Annotated in this window: 26 protein-coding genes and 2 tRNA genes; 2 read left to right on the top strand and 26 right to left on the bottom strand. The window is 44.1% G+C overall.

Annotated features, from left to right (window positions below):
* Nucleotides 1-72 precede the first annotated feature (72 nt).
* The 3 genes from ABTV07_RS00405 to spoIIE all read right to left on the bottom strand — a co-directional run bounded on the left by ABTV07_RS00405 (nt 73) and on the right by spoIIE (nt 4,364).
* Nucleotides 73-1,071, bottom strand: a complete 999-nt coding sequence (locus ABTV07_RS00405) for a protein kinase domain-containing protein (RefSeq protein ID WP_433751010.1) — start codon at nt 1,069-1,071, stop codon at nt 73-75.
* Nucleotides 1,046-1,777: a VWA domain-containing protein gene (locus ABTV07_RS00400; RefSeq protein ID WP_433746143.1), complete on the bottom strand. Its 732-nt coding sequence runs from the start codon at nt 1,775-1,777 to the stop codon at nt 1,046-1,048. The genes ABTV07_RS00405 and ABTV07_RS00400 overlap by 26 nt, the downstream gene beginning before the upstream one ends.
* A gap of 109 nt (nt 1,778-1,886) precedes the next feature.
* On the bottom strand, nt 1,887-4,364 hold the full coding sequence (spoIIE, locus tag ABTV07_RS00395) for a stage II sporulation protein E (RefSeq protein WP_433746141.1): 2,478 nt from the start codon (nt 4,362-4,364) through the stop codon (nt 1,887-1,889).
* 269 nt (nt 4,365-4,633) lie between these two features.
* On the opposite strand from spoIIE, the gene ABTV07_RS00390 reads away from it, so the two are divergent.
* Both ABTV07_RS00390 and ABTV07_RS00385 read left to right on the top strand, forming a co-directional pair.
* Nucleotides 4,634-4,710 (top strand) — tRNA-Met (locus ABTV07_RS00390).
* 10 nt (nt 4,711-4,720) lie between these two features.
* Nucleotides 4,721-4,792, top strand: a tRNA-Glu gene (locus ABTV07_RS00385).
* Between the two features lie 152 nt (nt 4,793-4,944).
* Here the strand turns inward: ABTV07_RS00385 and ABTV07_RS00380 are convergent.
* The 23 genes from ABTV07_RS00380 to ABTV07_RS00270 form a co-directional block, all read right to left on the bottom strand.
* A complete protein-coding gene (locus ABTV07_RS00380; RefSeq protein WP_433746139.1) occupies nt 4,945-5,361 on the bottom strand; it encodes a S1 domain-containing RNA-binding protein in 417 nt (138 codons plus the stop codon).
* 83 nt (nt 5,362-5,444) lie between these two features.
* Nucleotides 5,445-5,837, bottom strand: coding sequence for an FtsB family cell division protein (locus tag ABTV07_RS00375; RefSeq protein ID WP_433746136.1), 393 nt, complete (start codon nt 5,835-5,837; stop codon nt 5,445-5,447).
* Between the two features lie 29 nt (nt 5,838-5,866).
* The gene (yabQ, locus tag ABTV07_RS00370) at nt 5,867-6,502 is read right to left on the bottom strand and encodes a spore cortex biosynthesis protein YabQ (protein ID WP_433746133.1); all 636 of its coding nucleotides are present in this window, start codon (nt 6,500-6,502) and stop codon (nt 5,867-5,869) included.
* Nucleotides 6,499-6,804, bottom strand: coding sequence for a sporulation protein YabP (yabP, locus tag ABTV07_RS00365; protein WP_114746975.1), 306 nt, complete (start codon nt 6,802-6,804; stop codon nt 6,499-6,501). The genes yabQ and yabP overlap by 4 nt, the downstream gene beginning before the upstream one ends.
* A 94-nt stretch (nt 6,805-6,898) precedes the next feature.
* Nucleotides 6,899-7,165 (bottom strand): RNA-binding S4 domain-containing protein, encoded by a 267-nt coding sequence (locus tag ABTV07_RS00360; RefSeq protein WP_433751007.1) that lies wholly within the window; start codon nt 7,163-7,165, stop codon nt 6,899-6,901.
* A gap of 22 nt (nt 7,166-7,187) precedes the next feature.
* Nucleotides 7,188-8,654, bottom strand: coding sequence for a nucleoside triphosphate pyrophosphohydrolase (gene mazG, locus ABTV07_RS00355; RefSeq protein ID WP_433751004.1), 1,467 nt, complete (start codon nt 8,652-8,654; stop codon nt 7,188-7,190).
* 10 nt (nt 8,655-8,664) lie between these two features.
* Nucleotides 8,665-10,278 carry a putative polysaccharide biosynthesis protein gene (locus ABTV07_RS00350; protein WP_433746129.1) on the bottom strand — a complete coding sequence of 538 codons (1,614 nt, stop codon included), beginning with the start codon at nt 10,276-10,278 and terminating at the stop codon, nt 8,665-8,667.
* 175 nt (nt 10,279-10,453) lie between these two features.
* Nucleotides 10,454-10,990 carry a stage V sporulation protein T gene (gene spoVT, locus ABTV07_RS00345; protein ID WP_433746126.1) on the bottom strand — a complete coding sequence of 179 codons (537 nt, stop codon included), beginning with the start codon at nt 10,988-10,990 and terminating at the stop codon, nt 10,454-10,456.
* A gap of 259 nt (nt 10,991-11,249) precedes the next feature.
* Nucleotides 11,250-14,789 (bottom strand): transcription-repair coupling factor, encoded by a 3,540-nt coding sequence (gene mfd, locus ABTV07_RS00340; RefSeq protein ID WP_433751002.1) that lies wholly within the window; start codon nt 14,787-14,789, stop codon nt 11,250-11,252.
* A gap of 90 nt (nt 14,790-14,879) precedes the next feature.
* Nucleotides 14,880-15,110: an anti-sigma-F factor Fin family protein gene (locus ABTV07_RS00335; protein WP_433746123.1), complete on the bottom strand. Its 231-nt coding sequence runs from the start codon at nt 15,108-15,110 to the stop codon at nt 14,880-14,882.
* An 89-nt stretch (nt 15,111-15,199) separates the two neighbouring features.
* A complete protein-coding gene (gene pth, locus ABTV07_RS00330; RefSeq protein ID WP_433746120.1) occupies nt 15,200-15,757 on the bottom strand; it encodes an aminoacyl-tRNA hydrolase in 558 nt (185 codons plus the stop codon).
* 146 nt (nt 15,758-15,903) lie between these two features.
* A complete protein-coding gene (locus tag ABTV07_RS00325; RefSeq protein WP_433746117.1) occupies nt 15,904-16,551 on the bottom strand; it encodes a 50S ribosomal protein L25/general stress protein Ctc in 648 nt (215 codons plus the stop codon).
* A gap of 181 nt (nt 16,552-16,732) precedes the next feature.
* Nucleotides 16,733-17,689 carry a ribose-phosphate diphosphokinase gene (locus ABTV07_RS00320; protein ID WP_433746114.1) on the bottom strand — a complete coding sequence of 319 codons (957 nt, stop codon included), beginning with the start codon at nt 17,687-17,689 and terminating at the stop codon, nt 16,733-16,735.
* A gap of 13 nt (nt 17,690-17,702) precedes the next feature.
* Nucleotides 17,703-19,082 carry a bifunctional UDP-N-acetylglucosamine diphosphorylase/glucosamine-1-phosphate N-acetyltransferase GlmU gene (glmU, locus tag ABTV07_RS00315; protein ID WP_433746111.1) on the bottom strand — a complete coding sequence of 460 codons (1,380 nt, stop codon included), beginning with the start codon at nt 19,080-19,082 and terminating at the stop codon, nt 17,703-17,705.
* A gap of 213 nt (nt 19,083-19,295) precedes the next feature.
* The gene (gene spoVG, locus ABTV07_RS00310; protein WP_114746966.1) at nt 19,296-19,589 is read right to left on the bottom strand and encodes a septation regulator SpoVG; all 294 of its coding nucleotides are present in this window, start codon (nt 19,587-19,589) and stop codon (nt 19,296-19,298) included.
* Between the two features lie 187 nt (nt 19,590-19,776).
* Entirely contained in the window at nt 19,777-20,151 is a 375-nt protein-coding gene (locus tag ABTV07_RS00305; RefSeq protein WP_433746107.1) for a RidA family protein, read from the bottom strand.
* A gap of 15 nt (nt 20,152-20,166) precedes the next feature.
* Entirely contained in the window at nt 20,167-21,000 is an 834-nt protein-coding gene (gene purR, locus ABTV07_RS00300; RefSeq protein WP_433746104.1) for a pur operon repressor, read from the bottom strand.
* A 68-nt stretch (nt 21,001-21,068) separates the two neighbouring features.
* A complete protein-coding gene (ispE, locus tag ABTV07_RS00295) occupies nt 21,069-21,938 on the bottom strand; it encodes a 4-(cytidine 5'-diphospho)-2-C-methyl-D-erythritol kinase (RefSeq protein ID WP_433751000.1) in 870 nt (289 codons plus the stop codon).
* Nucleotides 21,939-22,172: 234 nt separating this feature from the next.
* On the bottom strand, nt 22,173-22,355 hold the full coding sequence (locus ABTV07_RS00290) for a small, acid-soluble spore protein, alpha/beta type (protein WP_433746102.1): 183 nt from the start codon (nt 22,353-22,355) through the stop codon (nt 22,173-22,175).
* Between the two features lie 139 nt (nt 22,356-22,494).
* A complete protein-coding gene (veg, locus tag ABTV07_RS00285; protein WP_114746962.1) occupies nt 22,495-22,764 on the bottom strand; it encodes a biofilm formation stimulator Veg in 270 nt (89 codons plus the stop codon).
* Nucleotides 22,765-23,296: 532 nt separating this feature from the next.
* The gene (gene yabG, locus ABTV07_RS00280; RefSeq protein WP_433746098.1) at nt 23,297-24,175 is read right to left on the bottom strand and encodes a sporulation peptidase YabG; all 879 of its coding nucleotides are present in this window, start codon (nt 24,173-24,175) and stop codon (nt 23,297-23,299) included.
* A gap of 766 nt (nt 24,176-24,941) precedes the next feature.
* Nucleotides 24,942-25,838 (bottom strand): IS3 family transposase, encoded by an 897-nt coding sequence (locus ABTV07_RS00275; protein WP_433750998.1) that lies wholly within the window; start codon nt 25,836-25,838, stop codon nt 24,942-24,944.
* An 11-nt stretch (nt 25,839-25,849) separates the two neighbouring features.
* Nucleotides 25,850-26,158: a transposase gene (locus ABTV07_RS00270; RefSeq protein WP_433742263.1), complete on the bottom strand. Its 309-nt coding sequence runs from the start codon at nt 26,156-26,158 to the stop codon at nt 25,850-25,852.
* Nucleotides 26,159-26,308: the final 150 nt, after the last annotated feature.

The raw sequence follows: 26,308 nt of genomic DNA, 5'->3' as shown, positions 1-26,308 counted from the left end.
ATCATTCCAGCTGACAAACAACAAAAGAGAACCTATAAGTTCACAATATTTTACGATTATGAAGGTACATGTCTAAATTTGCCCATAAATATAAAGAAAATACAAGACTCCGACAATCATGATGATCAAAATCGTTTCAGCCAATCCGCCCTTTGATTTTTTCTTTTGATTTTTCATCTGGCGGCTCGGTGCAGGAGAACTTTTCTTGGCGCTGTTCATAGATGCATGATGTCTTGAAGCGGCGGATTGCTTTTTAGGGATGCTGCTCTGGGTATTATCGTCAATGGCAGCAAGCAGGCCATCCCTCATTGCACCGGCAGACGCGTATTCCCCTTTTATCGCTTTCATAAGCGGGTCTTGAAATGGACGGAGCATATGGCTGCTTTTAATCATATCTTCAATGTGGCGGATGCCAGTTCCCGTTTTTTGAAAACGCTTTGGATATGCCATATTGACCATCACCATTGCCGCCGCAAACAAGTCATAGGAAGGATCTGCTTTTCTGGAGCCTGCACCCCAATAGCCGCGATCGAAGAATTCAGTGAATTCCTTGATGGCTCTGCCTTGGATGGTCGTGCCTCCCACATCGATGCATCGGATCCTCGGCGGGGGTCCTGTCACGATGAGGTTTTCCGGTTTTAAATCCCCGAATACCCATCCGGACTGATGAAGCCTTTCGAGATCCTTTAACAGCTGAAGAATCAAAACCGTCTGCCATGTACTCCCTTTCTGAGAAACAAATTCAAGCAGGTTCGGCCCCTCAATGTATTCCATTGTGTAAAAGGGAATTTTTTGATTTCTGGCTTCCCAATCATCGACATCTAACAAAGAAGGCCCGAGGGCAGACCCTGGGACCTTCGCAAATGCTTTGAGGACATTTACCTCTGATGTTATCGATATGTTGTTATCGCTGAATTTCAGTGCGGCGTTACCTTTTGCCGATTTGGCTAAATAGACAATGCCATTGGCTCCGTAGCCCAGCTGTTTAATTAGCGTATACCGGTTTTTATGCCACTTTCCCTCAACTACTGTACCAGGAGAAAAATTATACTGACTCTTCAAATTGTCCATCACGCGAAATGAGACTCCTTAATGAACGTTTTTTCTTGAAGTGGCCCAATGCTTCACGAAGTGCTGGACCGGTAGGTGTAATACCACCTGAAGATAATTTAGAAAAGATGCTGGTCAAAGATTCCAACCTCGGGGTCCAATCCAGCAATTTTTCGACATCATTCTTTTTCCCGGGAAATACAAAGACAGAAAATTTGTTGTCCCCCATACGGGCATTCATGCTGAGGGATAGATCCAGCAGCGCTTCTTTCACCGTCGGGAGTTTATTTTTCATGCTGGCACTCGTATCGACAAGAATCAGCACCTCAAGGTCTGCCTTTTCGCCGAGTTCATCTACCACTTCCATGACTTCTCCTCGTTTTTCAGGAGGAAGTTCCTCGATGGAAGCAGATTGTCCAAGAATTTGCTTCAACTCTTTATTGACGACTCCCTGCAATGTTTGGGTCATCGCCTTCCGAGTAACCATCTGAACTGTCTGTGATAATGCTTGTGCGTAGACCACCTGGCTGACGCCGCCGCCTGACATGGAGATATCCTCGATTTCCTGCATTCCATTTTGATCAATCACGTCGTTTTCCATGACTCCGATGACATTAACTGTTATCCCTTGTTCCTTTGCCAATGCAGCAACTGCAATGGGGTCTTCCCCCTGATTTGAACATCCGTCTGTTATTAAGAGAATTTGCTTTAACGTTCCCGTCCTCAACGTTTTCCCCTCCTAATCAATTGATGTCTCCATCATCGACAAAAAGGAGGGGATTTATACCTTGTTTCATAGATTATTAAGTTCAGTCTATCAACTGAATGTTTCTGTTTCAGGAGATATATTTATATTTACCCACCGGTATGCTTGCCCATTTCGGCGTATTATGTTTAATGGTGGCCACTACAATCGTCATATCATCTTCAATGCTGCCCGATCTTGTTCGAATGACCTCCTCCATGATCAGATCGGCGATTTCCTGGGGATCTTCTGTCTGAATCTCCCTGATCTTGCGTTTCATCCATGCATCATAATTTTCAATATGCTTCGGTCCTTCAAAAACCCCGTCGCTCATCATGATCAACAGGTCCCCCGCTTTCAGCTGATCCGATACTACATCCACATCAAAATCCTGAATGATTCCCATAGGGAGATTGCTAGCCTCTATTTTGAATACTTTATCCCCCCGTTTGACAAAGCTCGGTGTGGAACCGATCTTTAAGAATTTCACGGAAGCATCCTGCAAGTCGATCATGGCGAGATCGAGCGTAGAAAATATCTCATCTGTCGTTCTTAAAGATAGAACGGAGTTGATTGATTTAATCGCCACCTTTTCCTCGATTCCTGATTGAAGGATCTTCTGCAGCAGCCTGAGCGTCTCGTTGCTTTCATGATGTGCACGCTCTCCATTCCCCATCCCATCACTGATGGCTATGGCAAACTTCCCTGGACCGAGCTCAATCGTCGAGTAGCAGTCCCCGGAAACAAGACCTCCTCCTTTGGCTGCATGGGCAACAGCCGTATCCACAACAAATGCTTTTGCCGAGCGGAATGTCACCTGGCAGAATCCATTCGGGTACTTAGCACATTCTTCTTTCTGGACAATGATTGATTCACCGGTGATATCCGAAAGCATCGGAGCTATGAGCTTTTCACATTCGCCCCTGCCCTGGCAGTAAGGGATTGTCATATCAATATCCACATTCCCCTGCTCCAGCGAATAGATTTCGACCCCTTCTATTTCAATGCCGAACTCTTCGAGGGCTTCTAAGATCGACTCTTCTTGTTTATGATGATTCTCCCGCTCACGCTGAATTTCACGCGCAAAGTCGCCCATCACTTCGGATACTCCCAAAAGCTGGTCGGCTACGAGCTTTCTTGACTCCTGAACCTGTTTTTTCAGTTTTTGATTAGCTTGGAAATAGGTCAATTCCTTTTGAACTGCATCCTGCACTTTTTGGGCTTTCACACAATGCTTGTCCAACTCCCGACTTGTCCGATGGCTGATGGCCCCTTCTCCTGTCTCCACTTCATACATGACTGTTTTCATCAGCTCGTAGGTTTCTTCAAAATTCCTGCTCCAGCAGTGATCTTTCTTAAAGCATGTCTGACATGTCTTTTCGGTTACATTGCTCATGAACATATCAAGTTCATGATCTTCATAATCCGAATCCTTTTTTTCATCATATTGAGAAAAGCTTTTTGAAAGAGCTTGGAATACTGAAGAGAACTGCTCCACACGATTCGCCGTGACATCCCTGATTTTCCTCATATAATGCTGCTGTTCCTGTGCATATTCAGGAGTACCAGGAATATGTTTCGCCAATTTCGCCGCAAGATTTTGAGGAGTCAAGTAAAGCAGGAAAATGGCTGCGCAGCTTTCATAGATGGTCTGCATAAGAGATCCCTCCGTCTCTCCGTACATTCCAATCAAAAGAGTAGCAATCAAAAGCCCGGCAGCTGTTCCAGTCCTTTTTCCTTCTTTCAGCAGTCCTCCTAATAACCCTGAAAAAGCGAGTAGGCTCATTTGATAAAAACTCGACACATTGGCAAGGCTGAAAATCAACCCTGTAACAACCCCGACTGTGGATCCCACCGTCGCCCCAGCAACAAATGCAAACAGCAGGACCAGGTACCTCGAAAGGATATGTTCTATCGATAAATCATACAAAGTCCATCCGATGGTTCCGGTCATGACGGATGCGAGCATGATGATGAGACTGACGACTTCCTCTGTCTTCAATGATTTTTTTCTTTTATGCATGGATAATAGCGGAATACTCTGCATAAAGATCAATGTAAGGATCAAACCGAGGGCAGCCTCGACACCTGCCATCACCCCATCATAGACGGTAAAGATTTGATTCTGCTGCACATATAAAAATACACATTTCACAATAAATGATGTGAAGAGGACAAAAAACGGCAGCGCCTTGACCGTGTTGCTCTTAAACTGCATGAAAAGGCGGAAGCTGATAAGGAATATGACACTCGCTGCAAAAGTGAAAACGATGGATCCAATGGAAAGAGTGACCGCCCCCGCAAGGAGCCCGATCAAAGCCAGTGGAGCCTTATCCCTTCGTATCATGTAAACCGCTGCAAAAAAAGGAAGAGAAAATGGCGTCAGATGCGATAATATCAGAGCCCTCCCCAATAAAAAGCCAATCAACACTAAAATAAATCCTTTTTGGAGGAAAAAGACTTCCATCTTCGTCTGGAAGATTTGCAAACCTTTCGTCAACCCAATCTTCGTTTCCCCCAGTTCAACATTTCGGACGGTTTCCATCATGGTACGTTCTGCTTTTTCCATGCATAAAACACTCCCTATTTGTATTCGTTGCCATTCATTATAAAATGGACAAGCTTCAAACTTTGTCAAAATGAGCTGTTGAATTGTAAGAAAAGTTCGACTCTTTTTTTAGTTTTTAAACAACTGAAGACCGATAAACGCTGATATACCCTTATTATTCCATGTATAAAAAAGGAATGAATCAAACGACAAATTTCTTTTAAAAAAATGTTGACTTCTTTTCTCATCGTAGGTATTATAAATCATGTGCTTTTAAACATTTTACTTATGGCGGTGTAGCTCAGCTGGCTAGAGCGTACGGTTCATACCCGTGAGGTCGGGGGTTCGATCCCCTCCGCCGCTACCATATTTTTTATGGCCCGTTGGTCAAGCGGTTAAGACACCGCCCTTTCACGGCGGTAACACGGGTTCGAATCCCGTACGGGTCATGGCATAAAAGATCAAAGCTTAGAAATCCAAGTGGTTTCAAAGGCTTTGATCTTTTTTTGTGTTCGCAATCCCCTTAAAAAAGTGCATAAAAAAGCAGTTCCGTTTAAGAACTGCTTTTTAAACTGACTATTATATGATGATAGACAGCAAGTTAACCTCGTCTAGCACCCCGTCCTCCACGTTTTGTCTCCGTTTGGCGCTTTAAGGATGACAAACGATCTTCACTGTCTTTTAAGAAACGAGCCATTTTTTGCTCAAAGTTTTCTTTTGGACGGAATTCTGATTGTCGGTTGTTATTGCGCGGACGTTGTGGAGAGCGTTCACGTTGAGGCTGATCTTTCGCTTTGCGGATAGATAATCCGATCTTTCCATCCTTCTCAACATTGATCACCTTCACAGTCACTTCATCGCCGACTTTAAGATGTTCATTGATATCTTTTACATAATTGTCCGCGACTTCACTGATGTGCACCAAACCTGTTGTGCCTCCCGCAAGTTCCACAAACGCTCCAAAATTAGTGATGCCGGTTACCTTACCCTGTAACTTGCTGCCTACTTCAATCGACATAAAAAAATTGTTCCTCCTTAATAAGTTAAAAAGTCTTTCTTACCTTATATTATATCGGACATGAAAAAAGAGTGTCAATAAGACTACTCTTTATCCTCGTCATCTTCTTTTTTATCAGGGATGTTAAAAATAATTTCTCCCTTGTCTGATAAAAAATACTCGCTTCTTGCCAATTTCGCTATATAATCGGGGTCATTCAGCTTGATGATCTCGTCTTTCAAAATCGATTCTTTCCTTTTTAACTGGGACAAGTTCTGTTCCACTTTTGCCTTTTCAGCCCTCTTCTCTTCCAGTCGTTCCTTTTGGGAGACCAATGAAGACAGCATGAACCACGTGGCAGCAGCAGCGATCAAAGCAAACACGCTCAGGCGCCGAATCAAAAGCTTTCGCCGTTTGGATGCCGCTTGTGTGTTTCTTTCGTGCTGTTTGACATAGGGGTTCTGCATCGAAGTGACTTTTCTTTTTTTTCCGCCCATTCACGCGCCTCCTTTGTTGTATGATCCTGTTATTCCCTCTTTTTCCAGAAAGAAATCTTGTTATAGATGTAATTCTTAACTTTTTTCCATTTTCCTGCTAAATAATTATATAACTTCTCGACGAATTTTTTAATCTTTTTCGGCATAAGTTTCCAAATTATTTTCAACATCCAGAAAATTGGAGCCGAAATGATCTTTAAAAGCCATAATAATATTTTCAGTAATGCCCTTACAAGAGTCCAAAGACCCTTTAATAGTGCAAAAACAATGGTTGTCAGCGTGAAAAAAATCCATGTGACAGGTCTGACCAGCATCAGCTGGACGGTTTTCACAAACATGAGATAGATCCTGATGGTCAAACGGATGCAGATTTCCAGGAGCTTTAAATAGCCCTTCTTGAACAATGCCTGGTATGCAGCGAAGCCGCAAAGAATGGCGATGAAAATATAAAAGCGGACCTCTCCGAAATTCACTTTGTATAAAATATAAAATGTGAACAATCCGTACATGACCCAAAATAACACGTCATTGATAAAAACGAGCCATCTCTTCCGTTTATTCCTTTTCAGAAAACGGCTGTAAGTGTCCAGCGCTGCACCAAAAAAGCTTCCCATGGCAATCATGGCAAGCATCGTGCAGAATTGGGTTATCAGGCTCATCGTCATCGGAACAGCTTGCTAAAGAGCCCTTTAGCTTTCTCCCCATGCTGTTCATCAAGATAAACGAGATCGAACACCTTTCCTTTGATGGATACAATCCCTTTATCCACATCAAGATTCTTCATCTGCAGATTTTGGCCCCGTACAGAAAGAAAACCCATGACAGTCTCCAGAAGAAATTCCTCATTATCAAAGCTTTCAACCTGCTTAACCCCGGTGATGTCGAGCACTTTTCTGCCACGCATCATGACATCATGCTCCTGGACAGTCACTTTATTAGATGGATTTGCATCATAATAGTTATTCATCTTCATCCCCCACATTTCAATAGTACAGGCTTATTGATATATGTGTATGTGGGGGGCGAAGAGATTAGAACAAGCTCTCCTTCGGCACTTCAAACTACAAGGAATCACCGATCTTTTCGTCTTTAATGATGGTATACATGTTGGCTGCTTCTTCTTTTTTCGTGGTATCCTGAAGCATTTCCACTTTTGCCGTTACAAGCCGCTGACCGAAGCGGACAACCAGTTCATCCCCTACTTTAACGGTGGAACTGGCCTTGGCTGTTTGGCCGTTGATCGTGATTCTCCCTTGATCCGCCACTTCCTTCGCAAGCGTCCGGCGTTTGATCAAGCGGGAAACTTTTAAAAATTTATCCAATCTCATTGCTACCATATGACTTCTCTCCTTATAAACCTTTTTGCTTTGCCTCATTCCACCATTGATCCAGTTCTTCCAACGTGTAATCAGAGAACTTCCGTCCGCTTTTCCTCACTTGTTGTTCAATGTAGGAAAAGCGCTGATAAAACTTCAGGTTTGTGGAAATGAGAGCTTCTTCCGGATGAATCTGATAGAAACGTGCCACGTTGACGATCGAGAATAATAAATCTCCCAACTCCTTCAACTGGCTTGTTTTATCTCCATTCTCTGCTTCATACTCAAATTCCTGCAGCTCTTCTCTTAATTTTTCCCAGGCTCCTGCTTTTTCTTCCCAATCAAATCCTTCTTTCGCCGCTTTCTTCTGATATTCATAGGCGGTCAGGATTGCAGGCTGTCCTTTCGGAATAGAGTCAAGGATGGACGCATTCGCTTCCTCTCCAGATTTCTCTTCCGCTTTGATGCGGTTCCAGTTGGCAAGGACTTCTTCGGAATCTTCCGCTGAGACGTCGCCAAACACGTGAGGATGGCGCCTCACCATCTTTTCAGATACCCCTTTTATGACATCTTCAATCGCGAACATGCCTTCATCTTCCCCAATTTGGGCATGCAGAAGGACCTGAAGCAAGACATCCCCCAACTCTTCAATGATATGGTCGATATCCTGCTGGTCTATCGCTTCTAAAAGTTCATAGCATTCTTCAATCAGATACTTCTTCAAGGATTCATGGGTCTGCTCCTTATCCCAAGGGCAGCCATCCGGCCCCCTGAGTTCCGCTATGATTTGACGGAATGTAGAGAATTCCGCATAAGTCTCTTCAAAAGAAGCTGCAGGAGGGATATAGACGGTTGTCAGATTATCAAGGGACATATCCCTGTCCAATTCATAAAGCTTCACCCATCTGACTTTCTCCGATTGGCTGCCCGCTGCTGTGACGATCGCTGCAGGATGCTCCGCAGGGAACTTTTCCATAAGCGTCAATTTCACTTCCGATGCAACGAAGGCATCATACACCTGCCCAATCATTAAATGCTGATTCATTTGGATATCATCGCGCTTTAAAGCTGTCCCATCCAATAGCTGAAATCCTTCGATCGGATCCACTTTGACAGAAGTAAACAATGCGTCGATAAAACTTTGCCCGCCGACCACTTTCACTTCTATTCCTTTTTCCTCAGCTCTTTCCAACAGGATCTGCACCGTTCTCTCCGCAACGAGCGGATGGCCGGGAACACCGTAAATGATGGATTGCTCTATTGATTTTTTGAACAGCTCTTCTGCTATTTCTTCATACACTTCTTCAAATCCATCATGCTTTTCATAAACTTCATCAAAAGATTGGTAGACGAACCCTTCCTGTTCAAGCTGCACGATGGCAGGATGCTCCTTCGTTCTCAGATACACATTCTCTCCGCTTTTTAACAATCGATAAATGCCAAGAGGAAGCTGATCGATGTCGCCTGCTCCGAGCCCTACTACTTTTATCTGGTTCACTATCAATCGACTCCTAACGTTTTTTTCTTAATTTATTTTGAAGCTTCAACAGTTTGCTACCAAATGGCAATAAAATGATTTCGTGCGATTGGAATAATCCTCTCCTTGTGATGACAGCAATATATGCCGCACCGCCTGCTCCGACGCCGACGAGGGAAAGGATGATGGATGACGCTCTGCCTCCATGAAGCATGGAGGCAATATGTGAGCCGCCCCAAAGCCAGATTTGGAGGACAATCGTCATTATCAATGCTGCGAATGCTACTTCCCCTATGAACCTCAAGGACAAGAACGTCTTCCCAAACATACTTTTCACTTTCAATAGCAAGAAAACGGACACAAATATCAAGGAAAATACGGTAGCTGCCGCTGCCCCTGCTGTACCCCAAATCGGCACAAGGCATAAGTTCCCCATATACTTCAGAAGGACGCCTGCGACAATATACTTCATTGGCGCATAAGGATGTCCCAGCCCTTGAAGCAATCCGAGAAGCGTCAATATGATGGAGGTAAAGAGGATGGACAAAGAAAATATCTGCAATACACCCGTTCCATCCCTATTTTCAAAAAGCATTTCATTGACCGGGCCAAGGATGTTGATCAACCCGATTGCTGCACCTGTACCGGCAGCAAGGCTGACCTTCAAGGCTGCAGTCATCTTCCCTTCCAGCAACGCTTTTTGGCCTTTGCGGAAAGCTGTTGTCACAATGGGAACAAGGGCCAATGACAGTGAGGTAGACACCACGGTACCCAATTGTACAAGCGGCTGTCCCCGGTCATAAATCCCCTTTAAAACCTTGGCTTCGTTTATCCCCACTCCTGATTTGACCAAGGAGGAATAAAGGCTTAGCGAGTCCGCCAATTGAAGGAGGACAAGGAGCATTCCGCTTATGCAGATTGCCATCCCCTGAAAGATGAGGATACGGGACCATTTAAAAAGGTCTTCCGCTTCCGCGGGGGATCCTTGAAAAATCATCGTTTCTCTATAGATTGATATAAATAAAACCAGTACCAGGATGGCTGCGGCCCCGCCGGTCAATGAACCGGAAAGGGCTCCCTCGCCGGCCTCATAAAGAGAGCGGCCCTGTGCGATGAACACGGATGACAGCACAAGGATGGTCGCAACCCTCACCAGCTGCTCCGCTACTTGGGATACGGCTGTCGGCACCATGTTGCCCTTTCCTTGAAAGTAGCCCCTTCCAATCGATAAGAATGGAAGAAGCAAAAAAGAAAACGAAATGAATTTTATCAAAGGAGCCAGTCTTTCATCACCCATCCACCCGGCAAGCAGAGAAGCGCCGGTGTAGAACACAAGAAAGAAAATGACCCCTATAATCAATAAAGTAAAAAAAGAAACGCGAATCAAATGGTTTATCTTCTTATGGCCTTCAGCATGATGTTGCTCTTCCGCAATCATCCTGGATAAGATGACCGGAAATCCATAAGTCGACAGTGCAAGAGCAATCCCATATATAGGATAGACCTGCTGATAAATATAAAAACCGACATCCCCGACAATATTCTGAAACGGGACGCGGTAAACGGCACTCAAAATTTTCGTCACTAACGCTGCAATCGTTAAAATGAACGCCCCTTTAAACAAATCTCTAGAATGATCCTGAGGCAAAAAAACGTCCCATCCTTCCAAAAAACTATAATATCTCATGTATTATAGCATATAAAGCGGAGCCAGCCTCTAGCCGGCGCAGCTGGATTACGTAAAAAGCGGAAGGCGCCTGCAGCTGGATTGCACAAAAAAAGGGCTGCCCATGGCAGCCCTTTGATGCTGTATTCTTTGATGATTAAGATTCCATTTGTCTTGCTAGAAAGCTTGCTGCTGTTTCAACTGCTTTCTGCTCCACTTCGCCAAGCGTACGGTCCTTGGAGAAAATCACCACTCCGCCGATAGGATCGCCGTTCGCTACAATTGGAGCAATCGTATAGGATTGCATTTCCTCTTCGTTTCCATCAACCAATGACACTTGTCCTTTTTGAGTGACGAGAACAGAGTTGCGCTCATCAATTGTCTTTTCCAACAGGTCGCTCACGTTTTTGTTCAGATGCTCTTTTTTCGAGCCTCCTGCCACAGCGATGACTGCATCACGGTCGCTGATAAGAACCGGGCTTCCTAAGCTGTCATATAAAGCTTCCGCGTATTCCTTTGCAAAGTCACTCAACTCGCTGATTGGAGAGTATTTCTTAAGGATGACCTCGCCATCACGGTCGACAAATATTTCTAATGGATCTCCTTCACGGATGCGTAGGGTTCTGCGGATTTCTTTCGGAATTACAACGCGCCCTAAATCATCAATTCGACGAACAATACCAGTTGCCTTCATCTTATGTTGCCTCACTTTCTAATGATGATTGTAATTGTTGGGAATGGACTGCTTCAGAAACAATCCATTTCCTTGTTGAGTTTAGTATCTTTAATCTGGGAACTTCTATACACTTTCAGATATTTTTTCTGCTGATTCAAAGTTGTGGAAAAAAAGGTTAAACATTCCATACGAATAAAGCAGTTGTACTTTCTTCTACCCGCTCAAGCTTCTATTAAAACACAAAAGCCATTACAGATAGGTTACAAAAGGAGTAAAGTTAGTTTACGGATATGGAAGACTTCCTTGCATTTTCCAGATTTTTAACCAAGTCATAGAGGATCTTAAACCATTTTTTCATATCCGTCCCCTTTGTCTGCAAGGTGACTTTGAGCCTGTTCCCTTCCATTCCGAGCCCAACCATCCTTCCATATTGATTGGTCATTTCGAACACCTTGGAACCGTCAATTTCATTTGTCCCCTGTTCTGACATAAGGATGGTGATTGTTCCTTTTAACTGTTTGATGGAATCCAGCTTCATTTGGTTGGCAAAAACCTTCATTTCTGCAATGGAAAATAAATAGTCCACTTGTTCAGGGTAGTCCCCGAAACGGTCTATGATTTCATCTTTAAGTTCTCTCACTTCCGCAAGAGTGGCCAGCGACCTGAATCGTTTATACATTTCAATCTTTTGATTGCCGTCGGGGATATAAGTCTCAGGCAGATAAGCATCGACATCGAGTTCAAGCTCCACATTTAATGTTTTTGGCTTCTTGTGGATGTCTTCCTTCCTGTCTTCTATCGCTTCCTTCAGCATCTGGGAATACAGATCAAACCCGACTGAATCGATAAATCCGTGCTGCGCGGCACCGAGCAGATTCCCTGCACCGCGGATGGTCAAATCACGCATGGCGATTTTGAATCCGGAGCCCAGTTCTGTGAACTCCTTGATGGCTTGAAGCCTTTTCTCCGCTACTTCTGTCAGCACCTTATCTTTTCGATAAGTGAAATAGGCGTAAGCGACACGATTAGAGCGCCCTACACGGCCACGGAGCTGATAAAGCTGGGAAAGGCCCATGCGGTCGGCATCGAAGACGAGGAGCGTATTCACATTCGGTATATCCACACCTGTTTCGATGATAGTGGTGGTGACAAGAACATCGAATTCCCCTTCAAGGAATCCAAGAATCACAGACTCTAATTCGTTTTCGGTCATTTGGCCGTGGGCATAGGTAACCCTTGCATCCGGCACCAGCATGGAGATCTCATCTGCTTTCCGTTCAATATCCTCTACACGATTGTATAGGAAATAAACCTGGCCGTTCCTGGCAAGTTCCCGTTCAATCGCTTCTTTTACCAGCGCACCGTTATATTCCATCACATAAGTCTGCACAGGGAAGCGATTTTCCGGAGGCGTTTCTATGACGGATAGGTCCCTTACCCCCAGCATGGACATATGGAGGGTCCTTGGGATCGGCGTCGCCGTCAATGTCAAAACATCAATATTCGTTTTAAGCTGCTTGATTTTTTCTTTATGTGTCACACCGAAACGCTGCTCTTCATCTATGACCAATAAGCCGAGGTCACTGTACTGCACATCTTTCGATAATATACGGTGCGTTCCGACCACTACATCGACCGTACCGTTTTTCAGTCCCTTAAGCGTTTCGGTTTGCTGTTTCTTCGTCCTAAAGCGGCTCAAAACCCCAATGTTGATGGGGAAGTCCTGGAATCGTTCTTTCATCGTTTCGTAATGCTGCTGTGCAAGGATGGTCGTCGGCACAAGGAATGCCACCTGCTTACCATCCATCACTGCCTTAAACACAGCGCGGATGGCCACTTCTGTTTTCCCGTAGCCGACATCTCCGCATAGCAGACGGTCCATCGGGCGCTCCCTTTCCATATCCCGCTTGATCTCTTGAATGGAACGGAGCTGATCTTCTGTTTCCTGATAGGCGAAAGAGGTTTCGAATTCCCTTTGCAGATCTCCGTCCGGGGAGAATGAGTAGCCTTTTGAAGCTTCCCTCTCTGCATAAAGCTTGATCAAGTCATCTGCAATGTCCTGGACAGAAGATTGAACCTTGCTCTTGACGCGCTTCCACTCGGTGCCGCCCAGTTTATAGAGCTTCGGTTCCTTTCCTTCCGAGCCCACGAACTTCTGGACCAGCTCAATCTGTTCAACAGGAACATAAAGCTTGTCGCTGCCCTGGTATTTGATATTCATATAATCCTTGTGGATGCCGTTGATCTCCAGCGTTTCAATCCCAAGGTATTTACCGATCCCATGATTCACATGAACAACATAATCCCCGACCTTAAGTTCGGAATAGCTTTTAATTCGTTCGGCATTCGAGAGCTTTTGGCGCCGCGGCGCTTTTTTGGCTGTTTTTTTATTGAACATCTCTTCTTCTGTGATAACAGCCAGCTTCATCATCGGGATTTCAAAACCTGCATGAAGGCTTCCTTCACTGATTTGGACTTTTTGAGGAAGGATCTTCGAAGAGTCCTCCACAACAGCAGCTTCCACTTCATAATCCGCAAGCACCTGATGCAGCTTTTTCATCCGTTCTGTATTCGGCCCTAGAATGACAATCGTGAATTTACCTTTTTTCCACCGGTCAATTTCGGATTTCAGCACATTCAACTGGCCATGAAAGTTCTGCATTTGCTTGCAGGTGAAATTAAAGATATTCTGCGGGCTTGTATTCGGAATGTGTTTTAAAAATAAAGATAAATACAGTTTGGACAAAGAAGAACGGGCCATGATGGCAGGAAGGTTCTGAGAAACCTGGAGGCCATGGACGATTTGTCCTTCTTCCAACAGGGCTGTATACCATTCCGCTTCTTCTTTTTCGAGCGAGTCATTCATTTCTTGAATCCGGGAGTATTCATCAAGAATGACAAGACTGTCGCCAGGAAGGTAGTCTAGCAAACTACTAGGCGCTTCATAGGCGATCGACAGGTATTTAAAGATCTGCTCCGGCATATGGCCGTTCTTTAATTTTTCCAGATCATACCCAATATTTTGCGAAAGCAAAGCCTTCGCTTTATCATTTTTTATTTTTTGAAGACTTTCCTTCAATTTGATTTCCAACCGATCTGAAATCACTGAAAGATGTCCCTGGGTTAAAGGAGCTTCTACTGCTGGCCCGATGGAGATCTGCTTCAGTTTGTCTTTCGAACGCTGATCATCGATAGAAAAGGAACGGATGGAATCGATTTCTGTATCAAATAATTCAACACGGATCGGGTCTGACTCTGTAAGTGGGTAAACGTCCAAGATCCCACCACGAAGGCTGAACTCGCCGGGGCCGCTGACCATATCGCTGCGGCTGTATCCCATCGTGACCAGCTGAAGAAGGATCTCATCGAGGTCGATGTCCTTGCCGACTTCAAGTTGGAATTGATACTTTTTCCACTCCGATGGCGGCGGCAGCAGCTTCCGCATACCTGCAACAGGGACAATGAAGATCCCTTTCTTGCCGGATGCCATCGCATTCAGCGTTTCAATCCGCTGCGCCCTTAACTCTGGACTTGCGATGCTGATTTCTGCCGCAATCAATTCATTGGCAGGATAGATAAACAATTCATCCTCATCAACCAGGTTAGATAAATCGTCGTACAGTTTCTGGGCCTGAAGGAGATTATGGGCTGAAACCACAATCGACCTTTTTGCCTCATGAAAGATGCCCGCTATCAAGACAGATCTGGAAGAGCCGGAAAGCCCTGCAACCAATTGTTCCTTCAGTCCTTCTTCCACACCGGTCAATATCGATTGAATCTCTTTATTTTGAAAAAATGCTGTTCGTAAACCTTCCATATTCATGTGTAGCCCCTCCCCTCTGCTGGTATCACTATATGTTCTACCGAAACAGAAAAACGCTTTGGGGGATGAAACCCAAAGCTTGTTTTAATGAATTAAATAGTCGAATTCATGAAGTGCAGGACTGCGTTCAAGCGCTTCCTGGCAATCCTCGCAAATGGATGTAATCTGAATGTCTCCATTTGATTCATAAGAGACCATCTCCTGTCTCTCTTGATCTGATAATTTATGCAGCCCAAGCTGTTCGGTATGGACCGAAAACTTGTCCAGGCTGCCGATTTGTGTGCCGCAGTGCCGGCAAAGATAATGGATGGCCATCTGGCAGTCTCCTTATCGCGTTTTCTTTTTAGTATGAACGCGATAAAAGGGAGATATTCACCCATTGGAAAAGTTTATCAAGAAACGCCCTAATTAAATTGATTCATAACCTCTAAGAAAGGTTTTGTCAGCCATGTTTCACATGCATCTGCACATGTACTGATGACCTCCTGCATCGAAGACCACTCATCAGGCGAAAATCTAGCGAGTACATAATCCGGGACGCTCATTCCGTTTTTAGGACGGTCAATCCCTACACGAATCCTGTTGAATTCCTGGCTGCCGGTATGGGCAATGGTCGACTTGATTCCATTGTGTCCGCCAGCACTCCCCTTTTGACGCAGCCTGATCTTTCCGACTGGCAGATCCAGATCATCATAAATCACAAGAAGGTCTTTTTGGGAAATATCATAAAAATTCATGATGGCTCCAATGCTTTCTCCTGATAAATTCATATATGTCATTGGTTTTAAAAGTATGAATTTTTCCCCGTTATAATGAACAATTGAATACAAACCATTGAATTTTGCTTGATTCAATGGCGCCTGGAATCTTTTCTCCAGCTCATCTATAATTTCAAATCCAATATTATGCCGCGTTTTATCAAAACGCGGACCAGGATTCCCTAACCCGACAATTAATTTCAATGGATACACCTCTACTTAAAACATTACCTTTATTATCGGCTTTTATGATTTTATAATCAACTTTTTGTATTCGTCTTCCCTTATTATATAAAACAGGCGCAGCCAATGAAAGGCTGCGCCTGTTTCTATTCCATTTGGATATATGGTTATTCTTTTTCGCTCTCTTCTGAAGCCTCTGTCTCACGGCCTTCTTCGTTCTCAGGTACACCAGGCTCCTGCTGCTCGCCTGTGCTAATTTCTTCCTCTTGTCTTGGAGCAAGGATGGAAGCGACCGTTTCATCATCTTCATGGTTGATGGTAACGGAATACTTTCCTTTAACATCGCCAATGGTCACTACTTCACCCACTTGAAGCTCAGACACATCTACCTGAATGGATTCAGGAATGTCATTTGGCTTAGCTGTTACGGAGACCTCATGAAGCGGCTGCTGGAGGACGCCTCCATCTTTTACGCCTGCTGCCGTTCCTGTAAGTTCTACACGTACATCTGCATCAATTTCTGCTGAAAGATCGACAACTAGAAAGTCGGCGTGAAGAATTTCATTTTTAATTGTATCTGCTTGATAATCATTTAAAATGACATTTTGAGTATTTCCATCGTATTTTAATGAGATGACGCCATTGCGTCCTGATTCACGAATCGTTTTAATAAAATCAGCTTCACTTACATAAATGGTTTCATTGTCCGCTTTATTTCCATATACAACTGCCGGAAAGTTTCCTTCCATGCGAAGTTTTCGTAAATCAGAGCGTTTTCCTTTTTCTCTTGTTTTTGCTTCTAAAACTGTAGCCATTAAAAAGTCACCTTCCTACACATAGTTAAAATAGCATCTATATAAACAATTCCCTAAAAAGGAACAGTCTAAACATGTATTATTTTTTGTCTGGGTCAGGATGAGCAGAATACCTGGCATATCAGTAAGCATGAAAAGCAAAAGGGCCTCCTGAACGGAAGCCCTCTTATTACTACATATATTAATCAAACAATGTGCTGACAGACTGTCTTTCGTGAACGCGGATGATCGCTTCACCGATTAATGGCGCAACGGAGCGCTCCACGATTTTACCTGTCTTCTTATCTTCTGATAAAGCAATGGAGTTTGTCACTACAAGTTCTTTGATGGAAGAATTCTGAATGCGTTCCATGGCCGGACCTGAAAGAACCGGATGGGTACAGCATGCATAGACTTCCTTCGCCCCATTTTCCACCAATGCATTGGCAGCAAGCGTGATCGTACCTGCTGTATCAATGATGTCATCAATCAAAATGGCAATCTTTCCTTCGATATTCCCGACAATGTTCATGACTTCAGCTACATTTGGCTTTGGACGGCGCTTATCGATAATGGCAATCGGCGCTTTAAGGCGCTCTGCCATTTTACGTGCGCGCGTTACACCGCCGTGGTCTGGAGAAACAATGACAAGGTCATCTGAAAAGTCTTTCTTTTGGAAGTACTCAGCCAAGATCGGTACACCCATCAAATGGTCGATCGGGATATCAAAGAATCCTTGGATCTGCGGTGCATGGAGGTCAAGTGTGATTACACGGGTTGCACCGGCTGTTTCCAATAAGTTAGCAACTAATTTAGCTGTGATTGGTTCACGGGCACGTGCTTTACGGTCTTGTCGAGCATACCCATAGTAAGGGATGACGATGTTGATTGTGCTCGCAGAAGCACGTTTAAGTGCATCAACCATAATAAGCAGTTCCATCAAGCTTTCATTAACCGGGCTGCTTGTTGATTGGATGACATAAACGTCGCAGCCGCGGATGCTTTCTTCAATATTGATTTGAATCTCACCGTCGCTGAAACGGGTAACCGAACATTTTCCAAGATTGACGCCGACAACGTCAGCAATTTCTTCCGCAAGGGCCTTATTCGAATTTAATGAAAATATCTTCAGATTTGGATCACGATATTGATTGGACATGGTGGACCTCCATTTATTTATTCATGTTTAGTTTTGAGACATAATCTTCTTTATTGACCTGACGTGCTCTGGCAATGGACAATGCTTCACCAGGTACGTCCTCCGTAATGGTGGAACCTGCTGCAATATAGGCTCCCTTTCCGATGTTGACCGGTGCGACAAGGTTTGAATTGCAGCCTACAAAAACACCGTCTTCAATCTTTGTCAGGAACTTGTTTTTCCCATCATAATTGACCGTGATGGATCCGCAGCCAAGGTTTACATCGCTTCCTACCTCAGCATCTCCGACATAGCTCAAGTGGGATGCTTTGCTTCCTTTTCCGAATGTGGATTTCTTGATCTCCACAAAGTTCCCGATCTTCACTTCATCGTGAATGGAAGACTGCGGGCGGATATGGGCAAACGGACCGATGTTGACGTTTGAACCGATGGAGCTGTCTGCCGCAACGGATTGGCGGATTACTGTGCCATTTCCAATCGTACAGTTTTCAATCTCTGTGTTCGGACCGATGTTGCAATCCTCTCCGATGACTGTCCCGCTCTTAATGACCGTACCAGGGTAAACAACCGTATCCCGGCCAATTTCAACATCTGCTGCAATATACGTATTGGCAGGATCTATGATGGTCACACCATTTCGCATATGTTCTTCATTGATGCGCTTCTTCATGAAGCTTTCGGCTTCTGAAAGGGCAACCCGGTCATTTACACCAAGTGTCTCTTCAAACTCATCCGTTGAGTACGCAGAAACAATTTCTCCTTGGTTTTTAAGGATTTCGACCACATCAGGAAGATAGTACTCGCCTTGGGAATTTTCGTTCGATACATTTTTAAGTGCATTGAATAGGTACTCATTATCAAAACAGTACGTTCCCGTATTGATTTCTTTCACGTTTCTTTCTTCTTCGGAGGCATCTTTATGCTCAACGATTTTTTCGACTAATCCTTCTCCATTACGGATGATGCGTCCATATCCAGTTGGATTTTCTGCATGGGCAGTCAAAATTGTTGCTTTTGCCCCTTGCTCTTCATGATGCTTGATCAAAGCCTCCATCGTGCTTGCTTTGATCAACGGAGTATCACCGCAGACGACAAGTGTCACACCTTTCTTGTCCCCTAAAACGGATTCAGCCTGCATGACAGCATGAGCCGTTCCGAGCTGCTCCTCCTGAAGGGCAAACTCACTCTTCCCTTCAAGCTGGGACTGCACTAATTCAGCGCCGTGCCCCACAATCGTGACGATTTTATCGATATCAAGTTTTGAGATTTGATCCACTACATGTTCTACCATTGGTTTGCCGCATACTGGGTGCAGAACCTTGTATAGCTTGGATTTCATCCGGGTTCCTTGTCCAGCAGCTAATATTACGGAGAATCTATTGGAATTTGTCATATATGATAAGTCCTCCACTAATCCTTTTTATCCATATCGAATATATCTTAAATACTTAATATTTTCAAGGAATCATGTAAAAGTACAAGATTTTGTCAGAGAATCGGCTGGAGTCCATTTCGGAGTTTTAATGGAGGGAAATGTGGGCAAACAGTAGAAATGCACAAAAAAAGAGCCTTACATTGAAGTAGGCTCTTGCTGTAAAATACTCTATTAGGATGCACCGGCTTCTTCTAATTCCATTTCTTCGGCTTCCCCTAAACGGTGATACTCCGTCAATACAGCTTCTTGAATCTTTCCGCGTGTACCGGAATTGATTGGATGCGCGATATCACGAAACTCGCCGTCTGGCGTACGTTTACTAGGCATCGCAACGAATAGGCCATTGTTCCCATCAATTACACGAATATCGTGAACAACGAACTCGTTATCCAAAGTAATAGATGCAATCGCTCTCATTCTTCCGTCAGTATTGACTCTGCGTAATCTTACGTCTGTAACTTCCATTCTGTTCACCACCTTTTCCCTAGTTGAATCTAGTTAATGTATTCAACAGAATTTCTCATAATCCTTCTTACAATTGTAAAATTTTTAAAAAAATATAAATAATCAATCTATCTTAGGGTTTTCTTTTTCTTTGTTGAGCCTATGAAAAAAGACTCACGCATAGCGTGAGCCTAAAAAGTTGAAAATTTTATTTTACTAGAGCGATGACTTCTATTTCGATTTGTGCATCTTTTGGGAGGCGTGCTACTTCTACACATGAGCGCGCCGGTTTATGGGTGCTGAAGTATTCCCCGTAAATTTCATTGATGGCAGCAAAATCATTCATATCCTTAATGAATACTGTTGCTTTTACTACGGTTTCAAAGGAAGCACCTGCTTCTTTCAGCACGGCTTCAAGATTCTTGAATACTTGATGCGTCTGTTCTTCGATTCCGCCTTCGATCATTGTTCCTTCTGCTGTCAGAGGAATCTGGCCGGAACTGTAAAATAAATTATTGACGACCACACCTTGAGAGTAAGGTCCGATGGCTGCCGGGGCAGCATCTGTAGAAATCATTCTCATTGCATTCATACCACCTTATAAAAATGGAATTTCGGAAGAGAAGTAGTTTCCTTCAACCACTTTGATACTCTTCCCTTTTACGTCAACATCTTTCAGTTTCACCAATGAAACGTACTCATCGACGAGCCGTTCCTCAGCATTTTCTGATTCGACCAGTACCCCGATGCCCGAAAGCTCTGCATTGAATTCTTCTAACAGACTGATCATTCCGTTGACCGTCCCGCCAGCTTTCATAAAGTCATCAATGACCAGCACCTTAGAGCCTTCTTTGATGCTTCTTTTTGACAGCACCATTGTCTGGATCCTCTTCGAAGAGCCGGATACATAATTGATGCTGACAGTCGAACCTTCCGTCACCCGGCTGTCCCTGCGGACGATGACAACAGGAACATTCAAGTAATTCGCTGCTGCATGGGCAATCGGGATTCCCTTTGTTGCCACTGTCATGATCACGTCGATTTCTTTCTCCGCAAACGCAGAAGCAAGAAGCTTGCCTACCTTATTCACGACTTTCGGATCGCCAAGCAAATCCGTCATATAAAGATAGCCTCCAGGGAGCAGGCGGTCAGAGCTTTCCATCAGGCTGCACAACTCGGAAATCATATGTTTGGCGCTTTCCCTGTCCACTTTGGAAATGAACTTTACGCCGCCTGCTGCACCAGGAACCGTCTGAAGTGTACCGATTCCCCGCTGTTCAAATGTTTCTTTGATGATGCCAAGGTCTTCACTAATTGAAGATTTCGCAGAACCGTACCTTTCTGAAAAAAAAGTTAAAGACAGCAGTTCATGCGGATGTTCAACTAGAAAATGGGTCATATCTATTAACCGTTCACTTCGACGGAATTTCATGCTTTATCCTCCTGTTTACAGATTAAAATCCGAATATTTTAATGATAATATACCATTAATGTACGGATTTAATCAAGAGGAAGTCGATCTCCAAGCATCCTGACAGCAAAAACCTGGTCACAGAACCCACGAAGTCCGTTGTAGATCCTCTGTAAACGGGAATCATGGTGGACGAGGCCAAATACAGTGGGGCCGCTTCCGCTCATCAGCACAGCATCAGCTCCAAAGCGAACCATTTGGTCTTTAATATGGGCAACCTCTGGATGCATCTTGAGCGTCACGCTTTCGAGAACATTGCCAAGCTCGCCGCAAACCTCTTTATAGCTTCTATTCCGAATGGCATCCATCATCGCCTGTGTATCAGGATGGCTGACATTGGAAAGGTTCAAATTTCGGTAGACATCCGCTGTTGATACCCCGATGGAAGGCTTGGCCAGTATGACCCAGCAATTAGGCGGTGCCGGCAGGTGGGTTATTTTTTCCCCTCTGCCTTTTGCCAGCGCTGTACCGCCGTACACGCAAAATGATACGTCCGACCCGATCTCAGATCCAATTTCTGCCAGTTCATCTATAGACAATCCAAGACCCCACAGTTTATTCAATCCCCGAAGAGTTGCAGCGGCATCACTGCTCCCTCCTGCAAGCCCTGCGGCAACCGGTATGGTTTTATCAATGGAAATGGATACGCCCGTATGTACATCAAATCTGTCTTTCAGCAGCTTTGCCGCTTGATAAGCCAAATTTCGCTGGTCATCCGGAACAAAACGGTTCTGAGATTCAATCATGATTTGATTGCCTTTGATTTCTGACAGCTCGATTCGATCTGCTAAATCAATTGTGGTCATAACCATCTCCACTTCATGAAATCCGTCCGGTCTTTTATGCAGCACATCAAGCGAAAGGTTGATCTTCGCTGGTGCTTTCACAAGAACCTTCAATTTCTTCACCTACTTAATCCTAAAACGAAATATTTTGTCCTATTTTATCATAAAGAACCCAATTAAGTTATATTTTCAAAAGTATTATCAATTTTTTTGATATACAGACGATACAAGAATAAAAACCCGGCACCTTAGGAACAGGAATACCATTCCATACGAGCCGGGTCTGCAGCGTGTGTATGTTTTCCCTAATGACGTGTAATCAGTAGACTAGAAACCGTTTCATAGCCCTTAGGAGCGGTTTTGATCCGCCAGACTTTGCTGAGCCAATTCAACCGCTCTTTTTACCATGTTCCCTGCATCACGGGATTTGATGCCGCCCCAACCTTCTTTCTGGACTACATCATAAAATCCCAGGTCCTTCGCCAATTCTTCTTTAAATCGGTCTGACATGATGCCTCTTCTTCTGCCCATCTGATTTCCCCCTTTGCACGCTTGCATTATTTAGTATGCGCAAAGGGCCTGACACCACTTTTATGTATTTTATCCTTCCTATCCAAGAGGGAGGAAAGAAAGGAAAAAAAGACAAAATAAAAAGCAGCAAACAAATTGTCTACTGCTGCCCAAGAACCAAGTTTCCTGCTGTATCTTCATAGAATGTTAATTCAACCGTCTCAGTGAGTACATCTGCATAGCTGTAGGATACACGTTCAAATGAATTTTCATCTTGATCCAATTCAATTATAAAAACGGAAGGATACGTTTCTGCAAGGACACCGGATCGTTCAATCGTTTTCCGTCTGCCGCCATTTGCTTTCAGCATAAGCCGTTTTCCTAAATTGGAGTCGAGCGCTTTCTTAATGTCCGCTAATGTTTTTGGCATTTCGCTTCCACCTCACTATGTTCAAATTTTAACACACTATATAGAGATAGTCAAGCAAATTTATTATTTTAACAATCAAAGCATTCTCTTGTCAACATGTTTCATTCAACATTTTTATGCTTTTTTCAACAATAATTAGCATGCCCCTAACAGTTGGAAATTATGTAAGATATTATTTAGACCTTTAAAACAGGCAATTTACACAAGAAATTTTTCGACAAACAAGAAAAGCGGAGACGGCTTGCCCAAAGGCGTAGAGACTGGAGCGCAGCACCACGAGATAAAGGAATCACGATGAGCTTTAGCGAATCGATGATGACTTATCGTAAGTGTGCTGAGCGAAGTTTCCTAGCCTTTAGCCGGCACAGCTGGACAAAGAAAAGCGGAAGCGCCCTGTTAGCCCCGACCAGCTTAAGTCGGAACTCGAAGGAAATCCTGATTTCCTTAGAGGTACGGCTTATGACTCCAGGGGCTGGGCGCTGGAGCCGGAAATAGAAAAAGCCGCAATGAACATTCATTAACGGCTTTTTGCTTATTCTTCAGTCAGCGGCTTATATGGCATACCGGTGCGCAGTACCCCTTTTGTTTCTATTCCCCCAAGCCCTTTTTCCCCTGTAAGGGTATTTCGGATGACATCCAATACATTGATTCGCTCCATAAAAGGGGTGAAACTGATCTTCCCAACAATATATACTGGATCAAGTGCATGGATGTTGACTCTCAATGGAGAACTCGCAAAATTAGCCCCTTCATATATCAAAGATTCAAAATGAGATTGGCAGGCACCTGCAAAAATGACCAATTGATCTAAATGGGGAACCTTTTTTCTCGCTTCCCTTACCGTTTTAGCAAAATACTTTGAGTGCCGATATGCATTGATATCCGATTTTTTTCCTTTTGCCTTGGAATATGCATCATGGCCTGTAATCACCAAAATATCTGGACGGTACTTCTCAATCAGAGCTCCGATCCGAAGATGCATTTCCGTTTCACTGCAGTGAATCCCATAAACAGGCACACCGATTTTTTCATAAAGCGCCATGCATTTTTGCAAATACGCCGGATCCCCGTCTAGATGAAGAACACGCCCCGGCACCTGAAAATAATTGAAATCATTGCGGTAGCCATTCGTAGAAGTATACTCATTACGGTTCCGCGTCAAATCGATATCCTGTTGAAAAAGCTCAAATGACTGCTCTTCCAAAGAACGAAATTCCCTAGAAATCTTCGACTGCTCATACGGATCTATTTCAACCAGATCATCAAAGTCTGCATCTGCGATCAGACGGTAGTCTTCCCCATAAAGAACCGCTATCTTTTTCCCGTTCACTTCCTTGACATCAATGATCCTGAATAACACATCACATTGATAGGAGACCCTGCCTACAATTGAATTAAGTTGAATGCTCACGGTCGTCATCTCCATTGAAACGCATAAATCATTACCTTTGATAGGCTATTCAAGAAGAATGTCCGATGTGAAAAGAAAAGCGGAAGCGGCTTGATCAGCCCCGACCAGCATAAGACGGAACTCGAAGGAAATCCTGATTTCCGTAGAGGTACGGCTTATGACTCGAGGGGCTAGCCGCTGGAGCTGGATCGAGAAAAGCGGAGCTGACTGTTCAAAGGCGTAGAGGCTGGAGCGCAGCACCACGAGATAAAGGAAACACGATGAGCGAAGTGATTCGATGTTGACTTATCGTAAGTGCGCTGAAGGAAACCTCCCAGCCTCTAGGCGCTGGAGTTGGATCACGAAAAGCGGAAGCGGCTTGATCAGAGGCGCAGAGGTTGGACTGAAGTGCTGCGAGATAAAGGAACCACGAAGAGCGAAGCGATTCGATGTTGACTTATCGTAAGCGCGCTGAAGGAAACCTCCCAGCCTCTAGGCGCTGGAGCTGGATCATGAAAAGCGGAAGGGGCTTGAACAGAGGCGGAGTGCGATTTTAAAATTTCATATCTACACTCAAACGGCCAAGAAAACCCTCAGAAAAAAGGAAGTTGCGGGGTGGGGTCCGAAAGTTGAGCGGTTCAGGCAGAAAGTTGAGCGGTTTGGACTTCTGTCAATAAAGTAGACACTTAAATGCCGGTAAATGGCGTACTTTTTTTCTTCCGCGCTTCGTTTTCACTCCGCTTGGAGGCCTCTGTCTGAAGGAACCATTTGAAAAACAATGGTTCCTTCAGGCAGAGGGCAATTTCTCCTCAGTGGCGTTTAAACGCTGTGCCTCTTTATACGCCTTTTCATACTCAATCGGAGTGGCGTATTCTAATGTCGAGTGAATCCTTTTACGATTATAAAATTGAATATAAAACTTAATGGCCCCGATGGCTTCTGCTTTTGTCTTAAACACAAACTTGTACAAATACTCTTTCTTCAGGGAGGCAAAAAACGATTCTACACAAGCGTTATCATAAGGGGTTGCTTTTCGACTCATACTAATGGTCGCTTTGGCATCCTTCAAGGCTTCAATATATTTTTTTGAACAGTACACACTTCCCCGGTCTGAATGGTGGATCCATCCCTCAGCGGGCTGGCGAATCTCAAGTGCTTCTTTTAATGCTTTTAACGGCAATTCGGCGTCCATGCGGTCATCAATGCTATAGCTAATTACCTTGCGGGAAAACAGGTCTAAAACTGGATTTAAATAAACAAATCCCTCCCCTGTATGAATATAGGTGATATCCGTTGCCCAAACACGATCTGGTTCTTCAGGATTAAAATTCCGATTCAACTCATTTTTGAACACAAGCTGCTGGTGATCTGAATCCGTGGTCTGAATGTATCGAGTTGGCGGGGTCGCATATAAACCCATCTCTCTCATGCGGTTCGTCACCGTTTTAAGGGAAACTTGTATATGATCCTCCTCGACCAGCTTTCGATAAATCCTCGGACTTCCATACGTCCCCAGGTTGTCGTGAAAATGATAGCGAATTCGCTCGTCAAGATGACGTCTCCAGCGCTGTCTCTCTGTTTCCTCCTGATCCTGTCTTTTTTCCCAAACATAATAGCCAGAAGTAGAAACATCCAAAACTTCGCACATCTTCACAACGGTATGGTCGTTTTTATTATGAAAAATAAATTCAAACCTTACTTCTTTTCTTGCGTGAAGATGTGCATAGCCTTTTTTAAAATGGCGTTCTCCTCTTCCAAATCTAATTTTTTACGTCTTTCAGCTTCGTACAATTCTTTGTATTCAGAAGCCGTTAGATACTGGCTTTGTTTCTCTTTTTCCGCCTGATTTTGCTTTTTACGATAGGAAGCGACCCACTTTTGAAGCGTACTATAGGAAATATCGAGTTCACTGCTCACATCCACGAGCTTCCGTCCATCTAACTCAATTAATTTACACACATATTCTCTAAATTCTGGTGGGAACTTTTTCTGATCTTTCGCCATGTTTATACACGCCCTTTTTGTAGTTGTATAGATTTAAACATGACGCCACTACCTGTGTCCACTTTTTATACTAACTTCAGGTTGTCGCTAAAAGTTGCGCGGTAAATCGCAAAAGTGCGTCGGTCAGACCAGAAAGTTGCGTGATAAAAC

The organism is Falsibacillus pallidus (assembly GCF_050990905.1).
Classification (GTDB): Bacteria; Bacillota; Bacilli; order Bacillales; family DSM-25281; genus Falsibacillus; species Falsibacillus pallidus_A.
This window is presented reverse-complemented; position numbering and strand designations above follow the sequence as displayed.